Genomic DNA, 22,081 nt, shown 5'->3' on the forward strand with positions numbered 1-22,081 from the left:
CACGGGTGCCCGGACGGAGGGACGGTGACGGACCTCCGGCCGGGCACCTGGCCGTGTTCACGGCTCGCGGGGCCCGGCGGTCAGGGCCTCGGCCCCGCCCGCGCCGCGGCCGCGCCGCGACCGCGCACGCCGCACCGACATGCCGCACCGGACATGCCGAACCCCCGCACCCGCGGGGGAACGGGTGGTGCGGGGGTCGGCGGCCGGCTCGTCCGGGTGGGCGGGCCGGGGCGGGGGTCAGACCTGGACGGTCTGGGGCTTCTCCGAGGTGGTGGCCGTGGGCTCGCCGCCGCCCTGGGAGACGGTCCGCTTCTTCGGCTTGTCCAGGCCGAGGGCGACCAGCGCGGTCAGTGCGATGCCGGCCGCGGCGATGAGCACCGCGGTGCGCAGGCCGTCGGTGGTGGCCGAGCGCAGCGCCTCGCCGGTGAGGCCCTCCAGGCCGGAGTTGGCGACGGCGACCAGGACGGCCAGACCGACCGCACCGCCGATCTGCTGCGTGGTGGAGGCCCAGCCGGAGGCGATGCCCTGCTCCATCGGGTCGACGCCGACCGTGGCGGCACCGAACATCAGCGTGTAGCCGGCGCCCTGGCCGAGGCCCATGACGACCATGCCGGGGATCAGGGCGACGTAGGAGGTGTCCGTGGCCAGGGTCAGGCCCAGGATCACGGTGCCGACGAGGCCCACCACCAGGCTGGCGATCATGATGGCGCGCAGCCCGTACTTCGTGGCCAGGCGGCCGGCCGTCTGGGCGCCGATGGCGATGGCGACCATCGGGACGAGGAACGCCAGGCCCGTCTCCAGCGCGCTGTAGCCGTGCACGCCCTGGAAGTAGACGGTCAGGAAGTAGAGCAGGGTGCCGAACGTCGCCATGTAGAAGAAGGTGATCCCGGCGCCGGTGCTCAGGTTGCGGTTGCGGAACAGGCGCAGCGGCATCAGCGGGTCGCTGCTGCGCTTCTCGATGAGGACGAACGACACCAGCAGGGCCGCGCCGAGGACGAGCGCGCCGACGATCAGCGGCGAGCCCCAGCCCGACTCCGGGCCCTGGACCAGGGCGAAGACGACCGAGGTGGTACCGACGGTGGAGGTCAGCGCACCGGCCAGGTCGAAGGAGCGGCGGCTGCCGCCCTTGGCGTCGGGGGCGATGAGCGGGAGGGCGGCCAGGATCGCGAGGACGGCCAGCGGGACGTTGACGTAGAAGACGGACTCCCAGCCGAACGCCTCGGTGAGGACGCCGCCGAGGAGGGAGCCGAGGATCATTCCGGAACCGCCGGCGGTGCCCCAGACGGCGAAGGCACGGTTGCGCTCCTTGCCCTCGGCGAACTTGGTGGAGACCAGGGTCAGCGTCGCCGGGAAGAGGAACGCGCCGCCGATGCCCTGCACCGCGCGGGCCGCGACCAGCACCCACGGGTCGGTGGCCAGGCCGCCGAGCAGCGAGGACACCCCGTACAGGGACAGGCCGAGGATGAAGATGCGGCGCGGCCCCCACAGGTCGCAGGCCCGGCCGCCGAGCAGCAGGAACCCGCCGAACGCGACGGCGTAGGCGCTGATCACCCACTGCAGGGTCTGAGCGGAGAACCCGAGCCCTTCACCGATCTCGGGGAGGGCGACGTAGACGATGTTGTAGTCGATGGAGATGATCAGCTGGGCGAACGCCAGCAGCGCCAGGAGGAGTCCGAGGCGCCGGCGCGGCGCCTCGGTGGCGGCGCCTGTGGCCGAAGACGGCATGACTGTGCCTTTCACTACGGGGTCAGGGATTCGACAGGCGCACGGGGCGCCATCGCCGGGGGACGGCCCCGACGCGTACGGGAGTGCGCTCGTGGTTCCGGGTCCGGTTCGGGTACCGGTTCAGGTACCGGCTCGGGTCCGGTTCAGGTGCGGTCGAACCAGGTGCGTACCTGGTCCGGTGCCGCGGGGTTGGCCTGCCGGACCGCGTCCGCCAGGTCGGCGATCGTCCGGCTCGCCAGCTGGTGCCGCCAGGCCAGTTCTGCGTGGGAGAAGGCCTGGGCCACGGTGCAGGGGGTGCGGCGGCCGGCCGGGCCGGCGATGCCGCCGGCCGGTCCCTGGTGGCGGATGCCCGTGCACAGGAAGGCCTGTGCCGAACCGTCTATGGCGACCGCCACGTCCATCAGGGTGATCCTCTCCGGTTCGCGGCCGAGACGGAATCCGCCGCGGGGGCCGGAGCGGGACGAGACGACACCGGCTCGCCCCAGAGCGTGCAACTGCTTGTTCAGATAGGCCGCGGGCAGGTCGTGGAACTCGGCCAGCCTCGCGGCCGGCACCGCCCTGTCAGGGGCGATCCAGGACAGGTTGATGCAGCAGTGCACCGCCCATTCCACGCCCTCTCGCAGCTTCATGTCCTGGACATTACGCATCCGCGATGTCCGCCAGAAGGGCCCGCTTCTTTTAATGTCAAGTCGCCCTGGACGGGCCTGTTCCGGCTGCTCAGCGCCTGTCCTGAACGGTGCCGGAGCCGGCGCCGGATCCGGTGCTCGAGCCGGTACCGGAGCCGGTGCCCGTGCCGGTCAGTGCCTGCTTCAGCTCGGCCTCCAGGCGGCCGAGGTCGGCCTGGTGGCCGTGTGCCGCGATGTGCCCGTCCGGCCGCACCAGCCAGTAGCCGGCGCTGCGGCAGCCGGTGGCGAAGGCGCTCTCGCGGCGCCGCAGCACCACGGTGCGCACCGACTCGCCGTGGCGGGCCACGACATGCCCCGCCTCCGCCCGCCAGGCCGTCGACGGCGGCGCGAGGACCAGGGTCCAGGCGTGCGGGTCGACACCGGGCCCGCTGATGCCGTACGCGAGGGCGTGCCGCCGCGGGAAGACGGCGCCGTCCTTCAGCCCGCCCGGGACCCGGCTGCGCACCCGGCAGGCGGCCGCTCCCGAGGGGAGCTGGGTGTCGCGCACCGGCGGGTAGGCCAGGCGCCGCCCGGCCATCACCGGGGTGTAGAACCGTGAGACGGCACCGGTGCGGTCGAGCAGTTTGAAGACGGCGTCCCGCGCGAGGACCTTGGCCCGGCTGTTCGCCACCCAGGCCCGGGTCTGCAGGTCGGTGTCGCGCACGATCTGGCGGGTGGCCTCCGAGCGTTCGGTGCCGTAGCCGGCGAGCAGCGACGCCGGGGACTCGCCGCGGATGACGGCGGCCAGCTTCCAGCCCAGGTTCTGGGCGTCCTGCAGGCCGTTGTTCATGCCCTGGCCGCCCGCCGGGCTGTGCACGTGCGCGGCGTCGCCGGCGAGGAAGACCCGTCCGACGCTGAAGTCGGAGGCGTGCCGAGCGTGCACGCGGAAGACCGCCTGCCACACGGCCTCGGTCAGCCGCACCCCGCGCGGCCCGCGCTCCTCCAGGAGCCCCCGCATCATCTCCAGGGAGACCTCGTGGCGGCCCTGCGGCATGACGGACAGGAACCGGTAGACACCGCCGGGCATCGGCACGACGACCAGGGCACCGCTGGGCGCCTGGTAGAACAGGCACTCGTCCGACGGGAGTTCACCCTCGATCCGCGCGTCGACGAGCGCGAAGGCCATCTCGTACGTACTGCCCTGGAAGCCGATGCCGAGCTGGCCGCGCACCGCGCTGCCGGCGCCGTCCGCGCCGACCACGAAGGGCGCACGGATGCGGTCGAGGCCTCCGCCGGGCAGCTCCACGACGGCGGTGACGCCGTCGCTCGCGCCGATGTCGCCGGAGAAGTCCACGCCCTCCAGCGCCAGCAGCCGCACCCCGCGCTCCACCTTGCCGCCGAGCTCGGCCAGCCGCTCGGCGAGCAGCCGTTCGGTCACATGCTGCGGCAGCACCCGGCAGGCGGTGTCCTCGGTCAGGGCGAAGGAGGCGAGCGGTCTGCGTTCGGAGAAGTAGCTGAGCCGGTTGACCAGGCCCGACTCGCGCATGATGCCGTCGGCGAGCCCCGCGTCCTCGAGGATGTCGAGCGCGCGGGGCCACACGGACAGCGCCTTGGGCGTGGTCGACGGCTGCTCGGCGCGGTCGATGACCCGCACCCGTATGCCGCGGCGCATCAGTTCCACGGCGGTCAGCAGACCCGTGGGCCCGGCGCCGACGACCAGCACGTCCAGATCGGACGTGCCGGCGGCCGGCCCGGTGGTGTGGGTGTGGTCGGCCATCGTGCTCAATCCGTCCGCACGCCGGCGGTGACGCCCCCGGCGGGCTCGTCGGGCAGCCGGTCCAGGCTGATGCCGAAGTACTTCTTGTACGCCTCCAGGGCCTCCGCCCCGCTGTCGAGGGTGAACTTGGAGCGCTCCTCGCCGGCGACCATGCTCACCTGCTTGTTGCCCTTGACGGTGACCAGGCCGTCGGGGGTGCGCATGGAGCAGAACAGGCCCTGCAGGAAGGAGGAGTCGGGCGAGGTGCGGTACCACCACAGGGCGGGCGCGAAGTCGGCGACCGTCACCGGCCGGTCGGCGACCCGGTACAGGGGCTTGCCGCCGAGGTGGATGTCGATGACGCCGTCGCTCACGTCGTGCAGCTGGTAGTCGCCGTGCGGGTCGTGCTGTACCTCGCGCGAGGCCAGGTTCAGCGGGAAGCGGCTGTTGCGGCCGAAGCCGACGTCGACCAGCCAGTCCTCGCCGTCGGCCCTGACCCGCAGCGCCAGGTGGCCGAGGAACGGGCCGAGGACGCCGCCCGGCCGGTGCACCCAGCCCGGCAGGATGTCGACCTCGTAGCCGAGCGAGGTCAGCAGGAACGACAGGGCGGGGTTCACCTCGAAGCAGCCGCCGCCGCGGTGGTCGCGCACGATCTTCTCCAGGACGCGCTCGTCCATGAAGATCTCCTCGCCGAGGTGGTAGCCGAGGTTCTCGAAGGGGACCGTCAGCAGGTGCCGCTCCATCAGATGGCGCAGCCCTTCGAGGTCCGCGCGCTCGGGCCGCGTCGCGCCGATCCGGCGCAGGTAGTCCTCCATGATGCCGTCCAACATCGCTGTCTCCTTAGGCGTGTGTGGTGCTGGTGCCGGTGCTGTGTGAGGGGTGGGGGCGCTGCCAGCGCAGCAGCGACAGGCCCATCGCCATGCCGCCGCCGAAGGCGGCCAGCAGGACGAGGTCCCCGTCGTCGAGCTGCCCCGAGCGGACCGCCCGGTCGAGGGTGACGGGCACCGAGGCGGCTCCGGTGTTGCCGAAGTCCTCGTAGCTGAAGCGGGTGTGACCGGCCGTGATACCGACCGTGGCCGAGAGGTCCTCGAGCATCCGCCCGTTGGCCTGGTGCGGCACGAAGTGGTCGACGGCGCGGGGGCTGAACCCCGCCTCCTCGACGAAGGCGGTGATGGCCGGTGCGACCGTGGTGTTCACGAAGTCGCGTACGCCGCGGCCGTTCATGGTGAAGTAGTGCAGGCCCGCGGCGAGGGTCTCGGCGCTCGCCGGCAGGCGGCTGCCGCCGGCCGGCACCTCGATCAGGTCGCGTTCGGCGCCGAACCCGGCCAGCCGTCCGGCCAGCAGGCCGCGCCCGGGCCGGGCCGGCCCCAGCACCACCGCTCCGGCGCCGTCGCCGAAGAGGATGGCGGTGCGCCGGTCGGCGGGGTCGAGGATGCGGGAGTACACGTCCGCGCCGATGACCAGCGCGTACGGCGAGTCGGAGCCCGCGAGGACGTGCTGGGCGGCGTTCAGCGCGAACACGAAGCCGCTGCATACGGCGTTGACGTCGAAGGCGGCGGCGCCGTGGCCCGCGCCGAGGCCGTCGGCGACCACGCTGGCGGTCGGCGGCTGCGGCTGGTCGGGCGTGGAGGTCGCGACCACGATCAGCGAGAGGTCGGCGGCGACGATGCCGGCGGCCTCCATCGCGGCCCGCCCGGCGGCGACGGCCAGGTCGGAGGTGGCCTCGTCCGGTTTGGCCCGGCGCCTGTTGCGTATTCCGGTCTTGAGCCGGATCCATTCGTCGGTGACCCCGGCGGCGGCCGCCACTTCGTCGTTGCCGACGACGTGCGAGGGCAGACAGGACCCCGTTCCCAGGATCGCGATGCCTGCACTCGTCCGGCCGGACCGGGCCATGCCCGTGGTGATCATGTGTGACCCTTCCATGAGAGTTCGGGCCTTCCCGCGCAGGCCGATGCTCCCGACCCGCCACAGCAACCGGCAAAGGCCGGGGGCGGAACCCGTCAGGTCCTGGGGGAGTACGTCAGATGGCGGCGGCGGGTCGGGCGCCCGGCCAGCCCGGAGGGGCCGCGAGAGGCGTCCCGGTGCTGTCCGTGGCCCCGTGCGGCACGCGGGTGCCGGGGCCACGCCTCGGGCCGATGGGCGCCCGCCGACCCGGGCGCTGGACCGTCGGCCGTGACACCGGGGCGGGGCCGGTGGTCGGGGTGCCGGGCGGCCGGCCGCCCGGCTCGGAGGGGCGTCTCGTGGTGTCCGCCGGCCTGTACGGCACGGGTACCGGGCTGGTGGGTGACTGCCGGGCCGGGGCGGGTCCCTGACGGTGGCACAGGGTGTGTCCGGGTGGCGGCGGGCGGCCGGCCCGGAGGGGCATTCCGGTGGTGTCCGTTGGGCTGTGCGACATGGGGGCATGGGGCCCGTACCGCGAGTCGCGGCGGTGGTACGGAGCGGGGCCTGTCGCCGGGTGGCCGGGTGGCCGGTTGGCCGGTTGGAGGGGCCCGCTGGTGTCGGTCGGTCGGTCGGTCGGTCGGCCGGTGCGGTACGGGGTACTGGGCCCCGCGCCCTGGGCCGGTGAAGCAGGCCGGCCCGGTGGTGTTCGTCGTCCCGTGCGGCACGGGGGTATCGGGCCCGTACCGCACGGCCGGCGGGCGACCGCCGAGTTGGGATGGTGGGTCGGGGGTGGTGGCGCGGGGGTGTCCGGTGGCGGGTTCCCGGGCTGCCACGCGGCCAGCCGCTCCGGAGGGCCGCCCCGTGGTGTCCGCCGGCTGTACGGAACGGGGGTGTCGGGCCCGTACCGCGGGCCCGCGGGGGACCGCCGAGTTGGGATGGTGGGTCGGGGGTGGTGGCGCGGGGTGTGTCCGGTTGCCGGGCGGGCGGTTGCCCCGGAGGGCCGCCCCGTGGTGTCCGCCGGCTGTACGGAACGGGGGTGTCGGGCCCGTACCGCGGGCCAGTGGGGGACCGCCGAGCCGGGCTGGTGGGTCGGGGGTGGTGGCGCGGGGTGTGTCCGGTTGCCGGGCGGGCGGTTGCCCCGGAGGGCTGCCCGTGGTGTCCGCCGGCTGGATGGAACGGGGGTGCCGGGCCCGCGCCCCGGGGCGGCGGGTGGATGCCGAGCCGGGGCGCGGGGCTGTCGGTCGTGGCACCGGGGTGGCTGCGGGGCCGGGGGGCGCCCGGCCCCGCAGTTTCCCTCACGCGGCCGGCGCCAGCGCAACCGCGCCCAGCAGGGAGCGCACCAGGTCGCCGGTGATGGCGACGCCGTTCTGGGTGAGCACCGACTCGGGGTGGAACTGCATCGACGCGAAGCGGGCGCCCCGCAGCGCGTGGACCTCCCCGGTGTCGGGATCGCGGGCGATCTCGAGGACACCGGCCGCCTCCGCCTCGGTCTTGTCCTCGGAGCTCACGGCGGTGAACGTGTTGTAGAAGCCGACGCGTTCCCGCCGCCCGAACAGGTCGACGTCCCGCTGGACGCCCTGGTTGGGCACGGCCCGGCGCACCAGGTCCAGGCCGAGCCGGCGGCTGAGCACCTGGTGGCTGAGGCAGATGGCCAGGAACGGCCGGCCCTCCTCCAGCAGCCGCGTGATCGTGCCGTCCAGGTGGGCGATCTTGGGATGGTCCAGGTCGCGCGGGTCCCCCGGGCCGGGCCCCATCACCACCAGGTCGTACCCCTCGACGCGGTAGGGCTCGTCGAAGCGCCGTACCGTCACCTCCAGCCCCAGCGAACGCAGTTGGTGCCCGATCATCGAGGTGAAGGTGTCCTCGGCGTCCACCACCAGGACCCTGCGGCCCGGCGGCAGGGCCGCCTCCCCGGCCGGACGCGCCCCGTCCGCGAGCCAGAACCCGGCGATGGTGGCGTTGCGCGCCCGCAGCGCCCGGCACACCTCGGGGTGGGCGGCGAACCGGGCCGCGCCCGCGCCCTCCAGGGCGGCGAGCAGCCCTGCGGCCTTGGCGTGGGTCTCGGCCACCTCGGACAGCGGGTCGGAGTGGCGTACGAGCGTGGCCCCGACGCCGATGCGTACCGTGCCCCGCGCGTCGATGTCGGCGGTGCGGATGCAGATCGCGGAGTCCAGGGCGGAGCCGCCGGCGGCGTCCCGGCCGATCAGGGCGAGGACCCCGCTGTAGTAGCCGCGGCCCTCGGGCTCGTACCGCCCGATGACCCGGCAGGCGCTCTCCAGGGGCGAGCCGGTGACCGTCGGCGCGAACAGCGTCTCGCGCAGCACCTCGCGGGGGTCGCTGGCGGTCTCGCCCTCGATGAAGTACTCGGTGTGCGCGAGCCGGGCCATCTCCTTGAGGAAGGGGCCCGTCACCCGGCCGCCCCCGGGGCAGATCCGGGCCATCATCTTCAGTTCCTCGTCGACGACCATGTACAGCTCGTCGGCCTCCTTGCGGTCGGCGAGGAAGTCCATCACCTCCGGGAGAGTGGGGCCGGCGGCCGGGTAGCGGTAGGTGCCGGAGATCGGGTTCATCACCGCGGTGCCGTCGTGCACGCTGATGTGCCGCTCGGGCGTGGCACCGACCAGGGTGCGCTCGCCGGTGTGCACGACGAACGTCCAGTACGCGCCCTTCTCGTGCTCCAGGAGCCGCCGGAAGAAGGTCAGTGCGCTGCGCGGGGTGTAGTCGGAGATGTCGACGGTGAAGGTCCGCTTGATGACGAAGTTGGCGCCCTCGCCGGTGCCGATCTCGTCGTCGATGATCCGCCGGACGGTCTCCGCGTAGGCGTCGTCGTCGACGTCGAAGCGGGCTCCGGTGGTGCGGATGGAGTCGTCGGGCAGCCGTTGCAGTACGGCGGCCAGCGGCGCGGTCTCCTGCCGGGTGACGCTCAGCGCCACCAGCGGGGTGCCGTCGTCGTGGCCGGTGAAACCCCGCTCGGCGATCTGCCGGTAGGGGACGAGGGCGAGCACGTCGTGCCGCGCGGCGCCGGTGGCCCCGGACGGCTCGGAGGGCTCGGGCGGCAGCGGGATGCCGGCCAGGGTGCCGGGGTGCGACACCTCGCCGACGAGGATGTCCAGCACCCCGGGGCCGGTGGCCTCGGGCCGGTGCAGCAGGGCGAACGGCGGCGGGGTGGGGCCGAGTATCTCGTCGAGCAGACCCTCGTACGGGCGGCCCGCGCGGGTGCCGGTCATGCCAGGACCTCCTTGGCGGTGGTGACGACCGCGCAGCGCGCGGCCGCGTACTCGACGGCCATCCGGTGACGGCTCTCGTCGAAGTCGGCGACGGCGTCGGCGACCAGGAACGTCTCGATGTCGTGGCTGAACGCCTCCACGGCGGTGATCAGCACGCCGACGTGGGCGTAGACCCCGCAGACGATGAGCTGGTCGCGCTGGTGGAAACGCATACGGGTGAGCAGGTCGGTGTGGTGGAAGGCGCTGTAGCGCCACTTGGTGACCAGCCAGTCCCCGTCCCGGGGGGCGAGGGCGTCGACCACGGCACGGTCCGCGGGCGCGGGACGCATGCCCGGTCCCCAGAAGTCCTTGAGCAGGCCGCGCTGGTGGGTGGTCATACCGCCGGGCTGGGCGGTGTAGGCGACGGGGATGCCGAGGTCGGCGCAGCGTTCGCGCAGGTGGGCGGCGTTGCGTACGAGCTGGCCGCGCAGCGGCTCGGGGAAGGGCTGGAGGAAGTAGCGCTGCATGTCGTGGACGAGCAGCACCGCGCGGTCGGGGTCGGGCGTCCACGGGGCGGTGTTGGCCGGCAGCTCGGCGGAGGTCGGCAGGGGGTAGGACTCGATGGGCGGAAGGCCGGTCATGAGGGGCTCGGTGTCCTTTCTCATTACTTCTCGTTACTTCGCGTCGCTTCTCGTCACTGCGGAGGCCCGATCGCGCCCGAAGTGGGCGCGGGGGCTGCGCGGCGGGTACGGGCCCAGCGCGGGCTGCGCGGCCGGTCGGGAACGCGGTTCACCGGACCCCGTTCCGTCCCCGGCCGCGCTCAGCCGCACTCGGCCGGGCGCTACGCGCCCAGGGCGGCCCCGCCGTCGACGGTCAGGGTGTGCAGCGTGATGTGGGCGGCCTCGTCGGAGAGCAGGTAGGCGACGGCGTGTGCCACGTCGGCGGGCCGGGCGAGCTTGCCCAGCGGGATGCCGACCCGGAACGCCTCCGGGTTCCCGGCGAGCGTGGCGTGCGGGCCGGACGCGTCCTGCCACATGGAGCTGAGCATCGGCGTGTCGGTGGAGCCGGGCGCGACGATGTTGCAGCGGATGCCGTGCCGGGCCACTTCCAGGCCGAGGCTCTTGGTGAACATCTCCGCGGCCGCCTTGGAGGCCGCGTACGCCGCCATCCCCGAACGGGGCGTCACGGCCGCGTTGGACGCGACGGTGACGACGGCGCCGCGCCCGCGTGCCACCATGCGGCCCACCACGGAGCGCGACAGATGGAAGACGCCGGTGGTGTTGACGGCGAAGGTGCTGTTCCAGTCGTCGTCGCTGAAGGTGCTCACCTCGCCGAGGCGCAGCACGCCGGCGGCGTTGACGAGGTAGTCGACGGGGCCGAGGCGCTGCTCGATCTCGCCGACGACGCTCTCCACGGCGGCGCTGTCGGTGACGTCCGCGGTGAAGGGCGACACCGGCAGCCCGTCCGCGCCCATCTTCTCGGTCACCTCGTCGAGCTGGCCGGCGTCGCGGTCCACCGCGGCCACCGCGACACCCCGTTCACCGAGGACTCGGGCCACGGCGGTGCCGATGCCGCCGGCGGCGCCGGTCACCAGGGCCAGTCTGTTCTCGCTTGTGCTGTGCATTCGTGCGTTCCTCCTTCACGTGCCGTGCGGGCGGGGACTGTCACGTCCGGAGCGGCTCATATGTGCCAGGCGGACACCACGGAGATGGCCTGGCCGGCGTTGAGCCGCGGGTCGCAGAAGCTCTCGTAGGCGTCGCCGACCTTTTCCGCCTCCGCCGCGTCGGCCACGCACTCCAGGACGGCGTCCGGGGTCGCCTCCAGGTGCAGACCGCCGGCGACGCCGCCGTGGTCCACGACCGCCCGGTGGAACGCGACGACCTCACGCTCGGCCGCCTCCACGTAGCGGGTCTTGAACCCGCCGGGGGTGGTCACGGTGTTGGCGTGCAGCGGGTCGGTCAGCCAGATCACCGGGTGACCGGCCTCGCGCACCGCCTCGACCAGCGGCGGCAGCGCGTCGGCGACGGTGTCGGCGCCCATGCGGGCGATGAGGGTGAGCCGTCCCGCCTCACGTGCGGGGTCCAGCAGCCGGCACAGCTCGAGCACGTCCTCCGTGGTGGTGCTCGGGCCGACCTTGCAGGCCACGGGGTTGGTCACACCGGCCAGCAGGGCGACGTGCGCGCCGTCCGGCTGCCGGGTGCGCTCCCCGATCCACGGCCAGTGCGTGGAGGCCAGCAGCGTCCCGTCGTGCTCGTTGCGCAGCAGCGGGACCTCGTAGTCGAGCAGCAGCGCCTCGTGGCTGGTCCACATCGCGGGGTCGATGCGGTCCGTCGCGGGCGGTCCGCTCCAGCCGAGGTGGCGCATGATGTCGTCGGCCGCCATGTAGCCGGTCAGCAGGCGCAGCGGATCGGGGCGGCGGCCCTCGGGGGTGGGGTCGGGGTCGTTGACCATGTGGCCGCGGTAGACGGGGAGTTCGAGGCCGCCGACCTGTTCGGTGGACTGCGAACGCGGCTTGGTGAACTGTCCCGCGATGCGGCCCACGCGGATCACCGGCTTTCCGGCGACCAGTCTGAGCGCACCGGCGAGCAGGTCGAGCAGGGCCGCCTTGCGGGCGACGTGTCCGGCGGAGCTCTCGTCGGGGTTCTCCGCGCAGTCTCCGGCCTGGACCACGAGGGCCTCGCCGGCCGCGACCCGGGCGAGCTGGCGGCGCAGGGCGCGCACGTCGTCGCCGCGCACCAGCGGGGGCCGGCTCGACAGGTCCGACCGGACCCGGCGCACCTGGGCCGGGTCGTCCCAGTCGGGCTGCTGCGGGGCGAACTTGAGTTCGATATCGACAAGGGAGTTTTCCACGAAGGTCTCCAGACGCGAAGAGTGATCGATGCGGCCACGGATACGGGCGCGCGCGGATGGTGGGGAAAATTGGATGGCGGGAAAGTGGCTGGTGGGGAAGGCGGATGGCGGGAAACCCGGCCCCGAAACGGAGCCACCGACTGCCGACTGCCGACTAACGACTCCCGACTGACGGCTGACGATTGACGGCGGGTCAGAGGCGGGGCCGGGGCTCCCAGCCGGCGGTGTCCCAGAAGCCGAGCTGGGCGAGCTTCGGGGTGCGGGCGACCTCGGCGATGCGGGGCCCGCCGAGGACCAGCGTGCTGGGTGCCCCGGGGGCGTACGGCGGCCAGTCGGCCGTGTTCGGGGTGCGCGGGACGGACGTACGGGCGAAGGCGGCCACGGCGTCGACGAGGATGTCCGACAGCAGCCGCTCGACGGGCCCGTCGCCGAAGACCGGGGCGAGCTGCGGCAGCCGGTGGGTGCCGAACAGGAACGGCGACGTCGCCTCGTGCGGGGTGCCGAAGTGCGGCGGCCGCACGGGGTGGGCGAACTCCATCGCGTACAGCGGGCTGCTGCCGGACCGGGCGTGGCGCTCGGCGAACCGGACGATCTGGTGCCGGAAGAACGCGTCCCCGAGGATCTCGGTCCACAGCGACAGCGGGTCGTCCGGCAGCCCGGCGTCGCGGGCCGCGTCCCGGTAGGCGGTGGCGCAGGCGTGCGCGAGATCGTCACCGGCGCCCGGCCGGCCGAGGTCCAGCACCTCGCGTACGACCCGCCTCAGCTCGGTGTCGTCGCGCGGGGCGGGTGCGGGCTGGGGGGAGCCGGGGCCGGTGTAGAAGGAGCCCTCGGTGCTGGTGTGGACCGACAGCACGGGCACGCCGGGCGTCGGCAGGTGATGGTCGTGGGCGGGCAGGGTGCGGCCGTCCAGGACCGGACCGCGGTACCAGCGTCCGCTGCCGACGATCCGCTCCGCGGGCCGCGGGGCGAAGATCTCCTCCCACGCCCCGGCGAGCGCGGCGGCCGGCACCGTACGCAGCCCGGCGACGGTCGTGCGCAGCCGGCGGGCGACGGCCTCGTAGGCGGTACGGGAGTCCTGCGGCGTCAGCGCGGTGGCGGGCGGCGTGACATGGCTGGGACTGATCGGCACGATGCGCCGGATCAGGCCACGCATCGCGGGAAGCAGCGCCAGCTGCCAGGCCGCGGCACCGCCCGCGGAGGTGCCGCACACGGTGATGTTGCCGGGGTCCCCGCCGAAGGCGGCGGCGTTGGCGTGCACCCAGCGCAGCAGCGCCTGCTGGTCCTGAAGCCCCCAGTTGGCGAAGTGCCCGCTCTCCGGGTCGGCGAACTCCTCGTGCAGGCCGAAGCCGAGGACGCCGAGGCGGTAGTTGAAGGTGACGACCACCAGATCGCCACGGTCCGCGAGCCGGCTCCCGTCGTACACGGGCAGGCTGCCCGCCCCGGCCTGCCAGCCGCCGCCGTGGATGTAGACCAGGACCGGCCGGCTGCCGCCCGGATCGGGCGTCCAGACATTGGCGTACAGCGAGTCCTCACTGCCGGGCGGCACCGGCCGGTTGGGGACGACGCTCTGGAAGGACACGTCGGAGAACCGCACCGCCTCCCGCACACCGGGCCAGGGCACGGGCGGCCGGGGGGAGGCGAAACGCAGGGGGCCTATGGGCGGGGCCGCGTACGGGACACCGCGGAAGACGGCGACGGGGCCGGAGCGTTCGCCGGCCACCAGCCCGCTCTCCGTACGCACCACGACCCTGTTCCCGGACGCGGCGCGGGACGGGTCCGTGACGGCGGCGGACACGCCCGCACGCCTGGCTGCGACCTGCGGCTGGCTGGCCATGGTGACTCCTCGGACACTCGGTCGGGATCGGTCCGCCGATCGTGTGCCGCCGCTTCGGGGGTCGCCAAAGACCGGCCTGGCAATCCGTCAGCTGCCCTGCGGAGTCCGTCAGCTCACCGGCCGGTGCGGCCGGTGAGCTGACACAACGGGCGATGCTTTTCCGCCACTTCCTTTCCCTGTCCGTACACTGCGCCGCCGCCTTCGGCGCCCCTGGCGCCGCACGTCCGCGCCTCGGCCCTCCCGGCCCTCCGGGTGCCCCCCCGGGGCTCAGGCGGGTATGCGGGTCACCTCCGCCGGCTGCACGACCGGCCGCTCGGCCGTGCCGCACAGCACCGCGACGGCGTGGGCGGCCGAGGCGAGGGTGGCGTGCCGGTGCCAGCCGCTGAAGGAGCGGCCGGAGAAGTCCTTGATCCCCACCCGCTCGGCGATGCCGGCGAAGTCCCGCTCCACGCGCCGGGTCACCCGGGTCAGCCGCAGCAGCTGGGCGGGGTGCAGATCGGCGAGGTCGGTCAGCCACAGCTCGCCCGGCCAGCGCCCGCCGTTCTCGCCGACGCCGAGAAGCACCAGGTCGCCGCTCCGGGAGAGCCGGCGGGGGCCCCGCTGCGGCAGCCGCACCCGGACGGCCGCGGTCAGGCCCGCGTGCACCCCGCCCCCGTCCGGCCCGCGCTGGATGACCGGCTGCCGCAGCGGGCGGGCCACCAGCATCAACTGGTGCGCCGTCATCTCCGCCTCGGTCGCCGTACGGGGCAGACCGGGGTCGGTCGCGGTCAGCCGCAGGTTGGCGCTGACCCGCAGCAGCATCGGCGCGCCCCCGGCCTGGAGCCGGCTCACCACGGCCGGGACATCGGCCTCGCGTGCGTCCATGACGGCCGGCCGGGCCGGCAGGCCCCAGTCCCGGACGATGCCGAAGTAGGCCTCCACACAGCACTGGTCCATGGTCTCGGGCGCGGCGCTCTCCGGGATCGACGCCTGCCGGCGCCGGGTGGCGTCCTCCAGCCAGGCCTCGGGCAGGTGCAGACGCCAGTTGACGGGGGTGCTGTGCTCCTCCGACACCGCCCACACGCCGACGGCCTGCTGTGCGTTCATCATCTGCCCGCGGCCGGGGTCGAACCGCCGGTCCACACCGACCGAGTTGTCGCCCGCCTTGGGTATCACCATCGGCCGCAGTACGTAGGCCCGGGTGGGCAGGATCTCCTCCAGGTGGCGGGCGAGGGCGCGGCGGACGGGGCTCCAGTCCCAGGTGGAGCCGCTGATGAAGTGGTGCAGGCTCTGCTCCGCCGCCTCCCCGCCGAACAGGGAGGAGATGTTCCGTATCGACTTGCGCCCCTCGACACCGAGCAGGCCCTGTACGTACTCCACACCCCGGCGCCGCTGGTCACTGCGCGGCAGGGACTCGAAGAGCACCGTGCTCAACTCCTCCAGCACGCTCTCCGGTGAGGTCCCCCGCGCCGGGGGGAACAACTCTCCCCGCATGGTGCGCCTGTGCAGCCTGGTCTGCATTCCGTCCCCACCTCGCCACTCGTTCCCGACTGCCTGCTCCGGCAGCCTCGGACGGGGCGTCCAAGGGGGGACCAAGGGGCGGCAAACGTGCAGGTCAGGGGGTGGGGGGGAGGGAGGTACGGCGCCGGCTCCCGGAAGCGGCCCGACGCACACGGGGGTGCCGCCCGGTCCCGTTCCCGGGCACGACGACTCCCCCACGCCTTGGAGGCAGTGGGGGAGCCCGGAACCGTTCAGGCGGCGGGGGGCTCGCCCGGTCTCCGTGCGGGTGCTGCTACCCACCACCGGCGGCGGTGACCGCCCGCCCATCCACTCCCGCCCGTCAACTCCCGCCGCGCGCCGCCTGCGGTGCGCCGCAACGTCGGCAGACGGCCGCGTGCCGCGCCGCGTACTCCTCATCCGGACGCCTGCCCGCCCCGCACGGCGGATCGAGGTCGATTTCCACCCCCGCGGGCACCATCAACCAGCGGGCCGGTGCCCTGTCGTACTCGTCATGCCGCATACCGCCTCCTCACCTGGACCGTGCCGTACCGGCGCACCCGGACGGGCCCCGCCTCGCCCAAAGTGGACCCGTCCGGTCCAGGCAGGGTGAAGCCCCGGCCAATGACCTGGCCCAACACCCACGACCGGCCCGGCACCCACCGGCTGCTGCGCGATGGGACCTCGGCGTGATGGGACCTCAACCCACGAAAGCCCGCCACAGCGATACCCGCGGCCGGGCGAGCAGGCGCGCGTGTGTCACCGGTACCACCCACTGACCTCAGCCACGCCATGCAGTTGCTCGTCAACGGTCAGCGCCACTCAGGGACGGGTGAACTCCTGCGGGAGCGGCACCCCGAGGAACGGAGCGCTTGCGCGAGTACCGCAGGGCATCCCCTACGGCGGGCCCCTGTGCCGCGCTCCTTCCGCCGTATAGAGAGGGCGCAGCCCCCGCGAGGCGCTGACCTGCAGAAACGCCCGCGGCATTGGCATCCTAGGATGCCGATACATGTCGCAGGTGGTCATGTCGTGGACGGTCATCGAGCGAACCCTGGGGTTCCTTGGCGGCCACTTGATGGGGAGCTATCTGGCCCTCGATGGTCACTCTGCGTTGTTGTCCCACATTGCTCAGCGCTCGCGGACGAAGCCAGAAGGAGGCTCCGGCCTGCTCGGTGCGGCGCTGGCGGCGGGTAGCCCGGTGGTGATCAGGGCCTGGCTCTCGGCGGTGATGAGACGCGTGTTGTTGCACCTGCCGTAGCGGCATGTGATGTCGTCGAGGCACCGCCCGCAAGAAAGGCTCGCTCTGCGATGCACCCCTCCGTCACGTCTCCCCGCCAGGTCAAGATCGGTGATGCCGCTGCCTTCGCCGGGTCCACCCCGCGCGCCATCCGCCACTACCGTGATATCACGGTCAGTGATCGCCGCACGGAACTTGTGCCAGACCCCAAAAGAGGCCGTCCTAGACACCTGGCGAGAACAGGCCGGGCCGGCCCACACGCGGATCATCGCGGCATCGGATGTGCCCGCCCGGTCACCGCATGCTGCCCGCTGTCACCTTGCGCCGACGGCTCCCCGCCACGTACCCAGGGAAGTTGACGATCTCACGCCAGAAGAGGGGCTCCGTGCACGACCACGAGAAGGCCGACTCCCACACCGGGGCGGGCAACAGCCGTATCCCTGCCCGTCGGCCCGCATCCGCCCCGCCCGCGCAGCATGGCCTGCTCGGCATACAGGCCGCTGCGGGCAACGCCGCGGTCGTCCAGATGCTCCGCGACGCCGACCACCCCTGGGCCCGGGAACAGCACCAGCACGGCGCCGGCTGCGGCCACCAGGAGAACCACCAGGAGACCGCGACCTCGCCCGCACCGCTGCAGCGCTCCGCCGTCCACGACGTGCTCCGCAGCGCCGGAAAGCCCCTCGGCGAGCCAGTGCGCCAGGAAATGGAGGCGCGGCTCGGCGCGGACTTCTCCGACGTGCGCGTCCACGACGACAACGCCGCCCGTGCGTCGGCCGCCGAGGTCGGCGCCCGCGCCTACACGTCCGGCAGCCACGTCGTCATCGGTGCCGACGGTGGGGACAAGCACACCCTCGCCCACGAACTGACCCATGTCATCCAGCAGCGTCAGGGCCCTGTGGCCGGTACGGACATGGGCAACGGACTCCGCGTCTCCGACGCTTCCGACACGTTCGAACGCGCCGCGGAGGCCAACGCGCAGCGCGTCATGCAGGCACCGCTCGATGTGCAACGCGCCGTGGAGCCACGGACTGCCCCCGCCGCCGGTACCGCCCACGAGGGTCGCGGCGGCCCGGTCGCCGTACAGACCGCGCCCACCGACGGGAAAAAGAAGCCGCCGCCCGTACCGAAGAAGCCCGACAATCTGAGGCTCGGCGGGGCCACGCCGACCTCCAGCGCCGACCAGACCATCTCGGCCGGGCAGGCGTCGGCCGCCGCGGAGCCCGCGCAGGCGCAGTCCGACACCCCCGCGCACGGGTACACGCTCGTTGAATCGGCAACAAGCCTGGTCTTCTTCCGAGCCGATGGGCGCTCCCCCGAGGTCATCCGGCAGGCGAACGGGATGAGGTCCCGCAACAACACGTCCGTCGCGACCGAACTCGCCGCGTTCCTTGATGACCCGATCGCCTACGCCCGGGCCCATGTCAGCAGCCCCAAGCCGACCTTGGTCTCCACGGCGCTGGACGAGGACTGCGGCGGGTACGCCAGCAACGACCGCCACCTCTACCGGATGCAGGTCAGCGGCTGGCACAAATTCGCCGCGCCGCCCGCGCGGAGCAAGATCCTGACCAAGCCGACGGTCTACGCCAACAGCACGTCCCTGGAGACCGCGACCGCGGCCGTCATCGGTCCCGTCGGCCCCACCCAGGAAATGGATTTCATCGGGGGAATCCCCCTGACGGCCATCACCGGCTGCCGCCGACCGGGGGAGAGCGGCTTCAGCACCCTCTGACGCCCACGGCGGGGAGCGGTGCCTGACCGGGGCGGGGCGGGGCGCAGAGCCGCCGACTCCCGACTTTCGCTTCTGGTGACAGAAAGAGTGCTGAATGAGACCCGGCTGCTTCGTCCGGTCTCATTCACCACGTCATCCGGATCCGCTGGTGACAACTACTGAGCTCCGACACAGCGGTCAGGCGTCAGGGTCGACTTCGGGGTGCGTGAACCGCATGGGCTTGCCCAGCGACCGGGCGTAGGCGATTTCGGCTCGGGTGCTGTTTCCGATGTAGTCGCCGACGACGAGCACCTCATCAGCGAGCCGGATCTTCGCCCGGTGCAGATCGTCGAGTCGAACCTTCAGTGCCGCGGCCTCGACAGGATCGGACCACAGTTCGTGCGGCGACTTCATGTCACAGCCCGGTTTGACGACAATCTTTCCGGCTTTGGTCTCCTGCAGATCGGCCTCGGTCATCTCGGCCATGAAGCGGGTGGAGCCGCAGATCACGACGATACGCGGGAGGCTCAGCCGCTTCTTCGCGTCGGCGAGCTTCTCCTCGGGGGTGAGCGGCTGCGGGTGTGGCACTGGTTCCTCCTGGCGGTGCGGTTCGAGGGGTGTCGATCAACGAGACCTTCAAGGACCAGCTCGACCTTGAACGGCACCGAGGGCGCACACCCGAAGGTGTCATAGCCCGCGTCATGAAACGCATCCTCGCGCTGACCGCCGTGATGTAGCACAACGACGCGACCGGACTAATACTCCAGTGCGACTTCGTGATCTGGTTCGATGACCTTGCGGGGTAGGCAGCCAGGCCTGTTGTGGAGGTGGGGCGGGATGGACGGACGCACGGTCATCCTGAACGAGTTGGCGCAAGGCATCCGTCCGCTCGCCCAGGGCGTCGGCTGGTTCGAGGGCCTCGCCGACGCTGAGCAGTTCGAAGTCCTGCGCGACCTGGCAGGGTTCTGTATCCAGGCCCGCGCAACCAGCGAGGACGGGCCGGAGAGTATCCGCAGAGCTGGCATCCGGCCCACCCACACCCCGGCAGTGCTGGTCACGCGCGGACGCCTCACCGAGCAACTGACAAAGATTATCAACCTTCCGCAGGACGAGCGGGTCAAGGCATTCCGGCTGCTGGTCGCCCTTCTCGGCGTCGCTGATGATCGGCGGCGGCTCCGCTTCTGTGCTGACGGGTGCGGGCATGCCTGGCACCACCTGAGCACCGGAGCGGGCACCGAAACGGCCACCGCGTGATCATCGGGGGTTGTGTGGACTCCTGAAGATCGTGCGGTGGCGGCGGGCCACAGCATAGACGCCGCCCGTTGGCGGGCGATGTTCGACCAGGCCATGGCCCGGATCGCGGGCAGGTTCAGGCGGGTTGAGCCGCGCGCCACGGCCCGCGCGTTCGTGCTCGGGTTACTGTCCGGCGTCGAGCGGAAGAACTGCTGGGTGCTGGCCGAGCAGGCCGGCCATGCTCGCCCCGGGCCGATGCAGCGGCTGCTGCGAACCGCCCGCTGGGACGCCGACGCCCTCCGTGACGATGTGCGCGTCTATGTCCACGAGCACCTCGGCGCCGGCAACGGCGTGCTGATTGTCGACGAGACAGGCTTCCTCAAGAAGGGCGCCGCCTCGGCGGGCGTGCAGCGGCAGTACACCGGCACTGCGGGGCGGATCGAGAACAGCCAGGTCGGTGTCTTCCTTGCCTACGCCTCCAGCAGAGGACGGGCGTTGATCGACCGCCGGCTCTACCTCCCCGACATGTCCTGGTCCCGGGACGCCGAGCGCCGCAGCCGTGCCGGGGTACCCGACCAGGTGGAGTTCGCGACCAAGCCCACGCTGGCCGGGCAGATGATCGCGGCGGCGCTGGACGCCGGCATCGGCGCATCCTGGGTGACCGGTGATGAGGCATACGGCCAAGACCCCGGCCTGCGCGCGCTGTTGGAGTCCCGCCGGACTGGTTACGTCCTGGCCGTCGCCTGCAGCACTCGGGTGCGGATCAACCAGGGGCGAACCGCTGACCGGGCGGATGCGGTCGCCGGCCGCCTGCCCGCCTCGGCCTGGCACCGGCAGAGCGCAGGAGCCGGAGCGAAGGGGCTGCGCTACTACGACTGGCCTGGATCGAGATCGGCGTCGACGGCCACCGGCACCTGCTGATCCGCCGCAATCCGAGCAGTGGCGAACTCGCCTTCTACCTGTGCTGGTCCCCAAAACGGGTGCCGCTGTCCGAGCTGGTCAGGGTGGCCGGGACCAGGTGGTGCATCGAGGAGTGCTTCCAGGCCGCGAAAGGCCAGGTCGGCCTGGATCACTACCAGGTCCGCCACTGGACCGCCTGGCATCGGCACATCACGCTGGCCATGCTCGCCCTGGCATTCCTGGCCGCCCTCGCTGCCGAAGCGTCACCGACCAGGACCGCACAGCTGAACCGGCCCGCCCGCAGTTCCGACCGTATCGACCTGACCGTTCCGGAAATCCGCCACCTGCTCGGCACCCTGCTGAGCCCACCGAATCCATCCCCGCGCAGGCTGCTGCACTGGTCAAACTGGCGCAGAACCCACCAGGCCACAGCCCGGCGCAGCCACTACCAGCGACGACTCGCCGCACCCGCGACCGGATAGATCACGAAGTCGCACTGGAGTACTAACCGTCCTACGCCCACTGACTCCTTGGAATAGATCGAGCGGGGAGCCTGAGCGATCCGGTCGCGGAGGTGCTGTGCTGCCGCTCGGACCTGCTCATCAGGGCTGCTCTCCGTCAGTTGCGTCAAGCTCGTGGCGAAGAGCTCAGTCCGGAGGCGCCTTGCTTCCTTCGAGTCACCGAAGATCGTGCGGTCGCGATTGGGCCGGCAGGGTTCCTTCACTTGGTCATGCGCTCATAGGCCGTCCGCGCCGGTTGCAGTCGGCTGCGCAGCACCGTGGGCCCTCTGACAAGTCTCAGATGGCCCACGGTGCTGGAAGCAGAAAACTCGGTCCCGGCAGCACCTCACTCGCCTGCGAGGGGCCAGGGGTCGGCGAGGGGCAGCTGGCTGGTCATCGCGGCGTCGCTGTCGGCATTGAGGAGGCCTCAGCGATGGTGGACCAGTCGATTCACCCCGCTCAGGCTCGATGACCGGGGCCTGTATCTGTTCGCCCGCTCGACTGCCCTTCTCGGCGACCTCCAGCGCGACCAGGGCAGCGTGGTCGGCCCTCTGTCCGCCCAGCGTTCCTATGTCACCGCCAAGTCGCTGTTCACGCAGCTCGACATCCCCCGGCGCATCGCCCAGCTCGACCTGTCCCTTGCCGTCGTCGCCGAGATGTCCGGCCGCCTCGACACCGCCGCCCGCCAGTACGAGCACCTCGCGGTCGACGACCGGCTCTCCCGCCGCGACCGCGCCAGATCCCGGCTGTGGGTGGGGACCGCGCTGAGTAAGGACGGCCAGCACGACTACGCGACCCGTGTGATGCTGGCGGCGACCCGCGACTTCGAGGACCTTGCCGAACCGGAGGACTGGTCGGTGGCCCACCAGAAGATCGCTCTGGCCCACCGCGGCGCTGGCAGCCTCTCCTCCGCCCTGCACTTCATCACCGTCGCCCGCAGCACCGCCACCACCGACGCCCCCATGCAGAAGGTCCGCCTGGACACCGCCCACGGACACATCCTGCTGACCGATCCCGCGACCCGCGATGATGGCCTTCACGTCCTCGACAAGGCCGCGACCATGGCCGCCCGTTTCGGGCTGTTCCACCAGCTGGCCAGCATCGAGAACATCAAGGCCATGAGCACGGGGCCGTCCGGCCCCGCCAGCCGGTGAGCAGGGAGACAACAGC

Annotated in this window: 15 protein-coding genes and 3 pseudogenes; 6 read left to right on the plus strand and 12 right to left on the minus strand. The window is 72.5% G+C overall.

The window, feature by feature from the left end; genetic code table 11:
• Nucleotides 1-237 precede the first annotated feature (237 nt).
• The 11 genes from ACZ434_RS29845 to ACZ434_RS29895 form a co-directional block, all read right to left on the minus strand.
• Nucleotides 238-1,725 carry an MFS transporter gene (locus ACZ434_RS29845; protein ID WP_468461297.1) on the minus strand — a complete coding sequence of 496 codons (1,488 nt, stop codon included), beginning with the start codon at nucleotides 1,723-1,725 and terminating at the stop codon, nucleotides 238-240.
• A gap of 143 nt (nucleotides 1,726-1,868) precedes the next feature.
• Nucleotides 1,869-2,354: an RrF2 family transcriptional regulator gene (locus ACZ434_RS29850; RefSeq protein WP_468461299.1), complete on the minus strand. Its 486-nt coding sequence runs from the start codon at nucleotides 2,352-2,354 to the stop codon at nucleotides 1,869-1,871.
• An 88-nt stretch (nucleotides 2,355-2,442) separates the two neighbouring features.
• Nucleotides 2,443-4,107: an FAD-dependent oxidoreductase gene (locus tag ACZ434_RS29855; RefSeq protein ID WP_468461301.1), complete on the minus strand. Its 1,665-nt coding sequence runs from the start codon at nucleotides 4,105-4,107 to the stop codon at nucleotides 2,443-2,445.
• A 5-nt stretch (nucleotides 4,108-4,112) separates the two neighbouring features.
• Nucleotides 4,113-4,916, minus strand: a complete 804-nt coding sequence (locus ACZ434_RS29860; RefSeq protein WP_468461303.1) for an arylamine N-acetyltransferase family protein — start codon at nucleotides 4,914-4,916, stop codon at nucleotides 4,113-4,115.
• Nucleotides 4,917-4,926: 10 nt separating this feature from the next.
• Nucleotides 4,927-5,994 carry a 3-oxoacyl-ACP synthase III family protein gene (locus tag ACZ434_RS29865; protein WP_468461305.1) on the minus strand — a complete coding sequence of 356 codons (1,068 nt, stop codon included), beginning with the start codon at nucleotides 5,992-5,994 and terminating at the stop codon, nucleotides 4,927-4,929.
• Between the two features lie 1,268 nt (nucleotides 5,995-7,262).
• The gene (locus ACZ434_RS29870; RefSeq protein WP_468461307.1) at nucleotides 7,263-9,194 is read right to left on the minus strand and encodes an anthranilate synthase family protein; all 1,932 of its coding nucleotides are present in this window, start codon (nucleotides 9,192-9,194) and stop codon (nucleotides 7,263-7,265) included.
• A complete protein-coding gene (locus ACZ434_RS29875) occupies nucleotides 9,191-9,814 on the minus strand; it encodes an isochorismatase family protein (protein ID WP_468461362.1) in 624 nt (207 codons plus the stop codon). The genes ACZ434_RS29870 and ACZ434_RS29875 overlap by 4 nt, the downstream gene beginning before the upstream one ends.
• Nucleotides 9,815-10,014: 200 nt before the next feature.
• Entirely contained in the window at nucleotides 10,015-10,797 is a 783-nt protein-coding gene (locus ACZ434_RS29880) for a 2,3-dihydro-2,3-dihydroxybenzoate dehydrogenase (protein ID WP_468461309.1), read from the minus strand.
• Nucleotides 10,798-10,853: 56 nt separating this feature from the next.
• Nucleotides 10,854-12,023: a 3-deoxy-7-phosphoheptulonate synthase gene (locus ACZ434_RS29885; protein WP_468461312.1), complete on the minus strand. Its 1,170-nt coding sequence runs from the start codon at nucleotides 12,021-12,023 to the stop codon at nucleotides 10,854-10,856.
• A 193-nt stretch (nucleotides 12,024-12,216) separates the two neighbouring features.
• Nucleotides 12,217-13,857: a carboxylesterase/lipase family protein gene (locus tag ACZ434_RS29890; protein WP_468461314.1), complete on the minus strand. Its 1,641-nt coding sequence runs from the start codon at nucleotides 13,855-13,857 to the stop codon at nucleotides 12,217-12,219.
• Nucleotides 13,858-14,124: 267 nt separating this feature from the next.
• Nucleotides 14,125-15,357: an IS701 family transposase gene (locus tag ACZ434_RS29895; protein WP_468461316.1), complete on the minus strand. Its 1,233-nt coding sequence runs from the start codon at nucleotides 15,355-15,357 to the stop codon at nucleotides 14,125-14,127.
• 985 nt (nucleotides 15,358-16,342) lie between these two features.
• On the opposite strand from ACZ434_RS29895, the gene ACZ434_RS29900 reads away from it, so the two are divergent.
• Nucleotides 16,343-16,591 carry a hypothetical protein gene (locus ACZ434_RS29900; protein ID WP_468461318.1) on the plus strand — a complete coding sequence of 83 codons (249 nt, stop codon included), beginning with the start codon at nucleotides 16,343-16,345 and terminating at the stop codon, nucleotides 16,589-16,591.
• Between the two features lie 364 nt (nucleotides 16,592-16,955).
• A complete protein-coding gene (locus ACZ434_RS29905; RefSeq protein ID WP_468461364.1) occupies nucleotides 16,956-18,299 on the plus strand; it encodes an eCIS core domain-containing protein in 1,344 nt (447 codons plus the stop codon).
• A gap of 177 nt (nucleotides 18,300-18,476) precedes the next feature.
• Here ACZ434_RS29905 and ACZ434_RS29910 read toward each other — a convergent pair whose 3' ends face one another.
• The gene (locus ACZ434_RS29910; protein WP_468461320.1) at nucleotides 18,477-18,866 is read right to left on the minus strand and encodes a hypothetical protein; all 390 of its coding nucleotides are present in this window, start codon (nucleotides 18,864-18,866) and stop codon (nucleotides 18,477-18,479) included.
• A 32-nt stretch (nucleotides 18,867-18,898) separates the two neighbouring features.
• Here ACZ434_RS29910 and ACZ434_RS29915 point away from each other — a divergent pair.
• The 4 genes and pseudogenes from ACZ434_RS29915 to ACZ434_RS29930 form a co-directional block, all read left to right on the plus strand.
• Nucleotides 18,899-19,015 (plus strand): annotated as a pseudogene (locus ACZ434_RS29915) (IS982 family transposase); the annotation flags it as partial.
• 100 nt (nucleotides 19,016-19,115) lie between these two features.
• Nucleotides 19,116-19,532 (plus strand): DUF5958 family protein, encoded by a 417-nt coding sequence (locus tag ACZ434_RS29920; protein ID WP_468461322.1) that lies wholly within the window; start codon nucleotides 19,116-19,118, stop codon nucleotides 19,530-19,532.
• A gap of 78 nt (nucleotides 19,533-19,610) precedes the next feature.
• Nucleotides 19,611-20,674: pseudogene (locus ACZ434_RS29925) on the plus strand (IS701 family transposase); the annotation flags it as partial.
• A gap of 674 nt (nucleotides 20,675-21,348) precedes the next feature.
• Nucleotides 21,349-22,065, plus strand: a pseudogene (locus tag ACZ434_RS29930) (hypothetical protein); the annotation flags it as partial.
• Nucleotides 22,066-22,081 lie beyond the last annotated feature (16 nt).

The sequence above is a fragment of the Streptomyces sp. NPDC030893 genome (assembly GCF_055571535.1).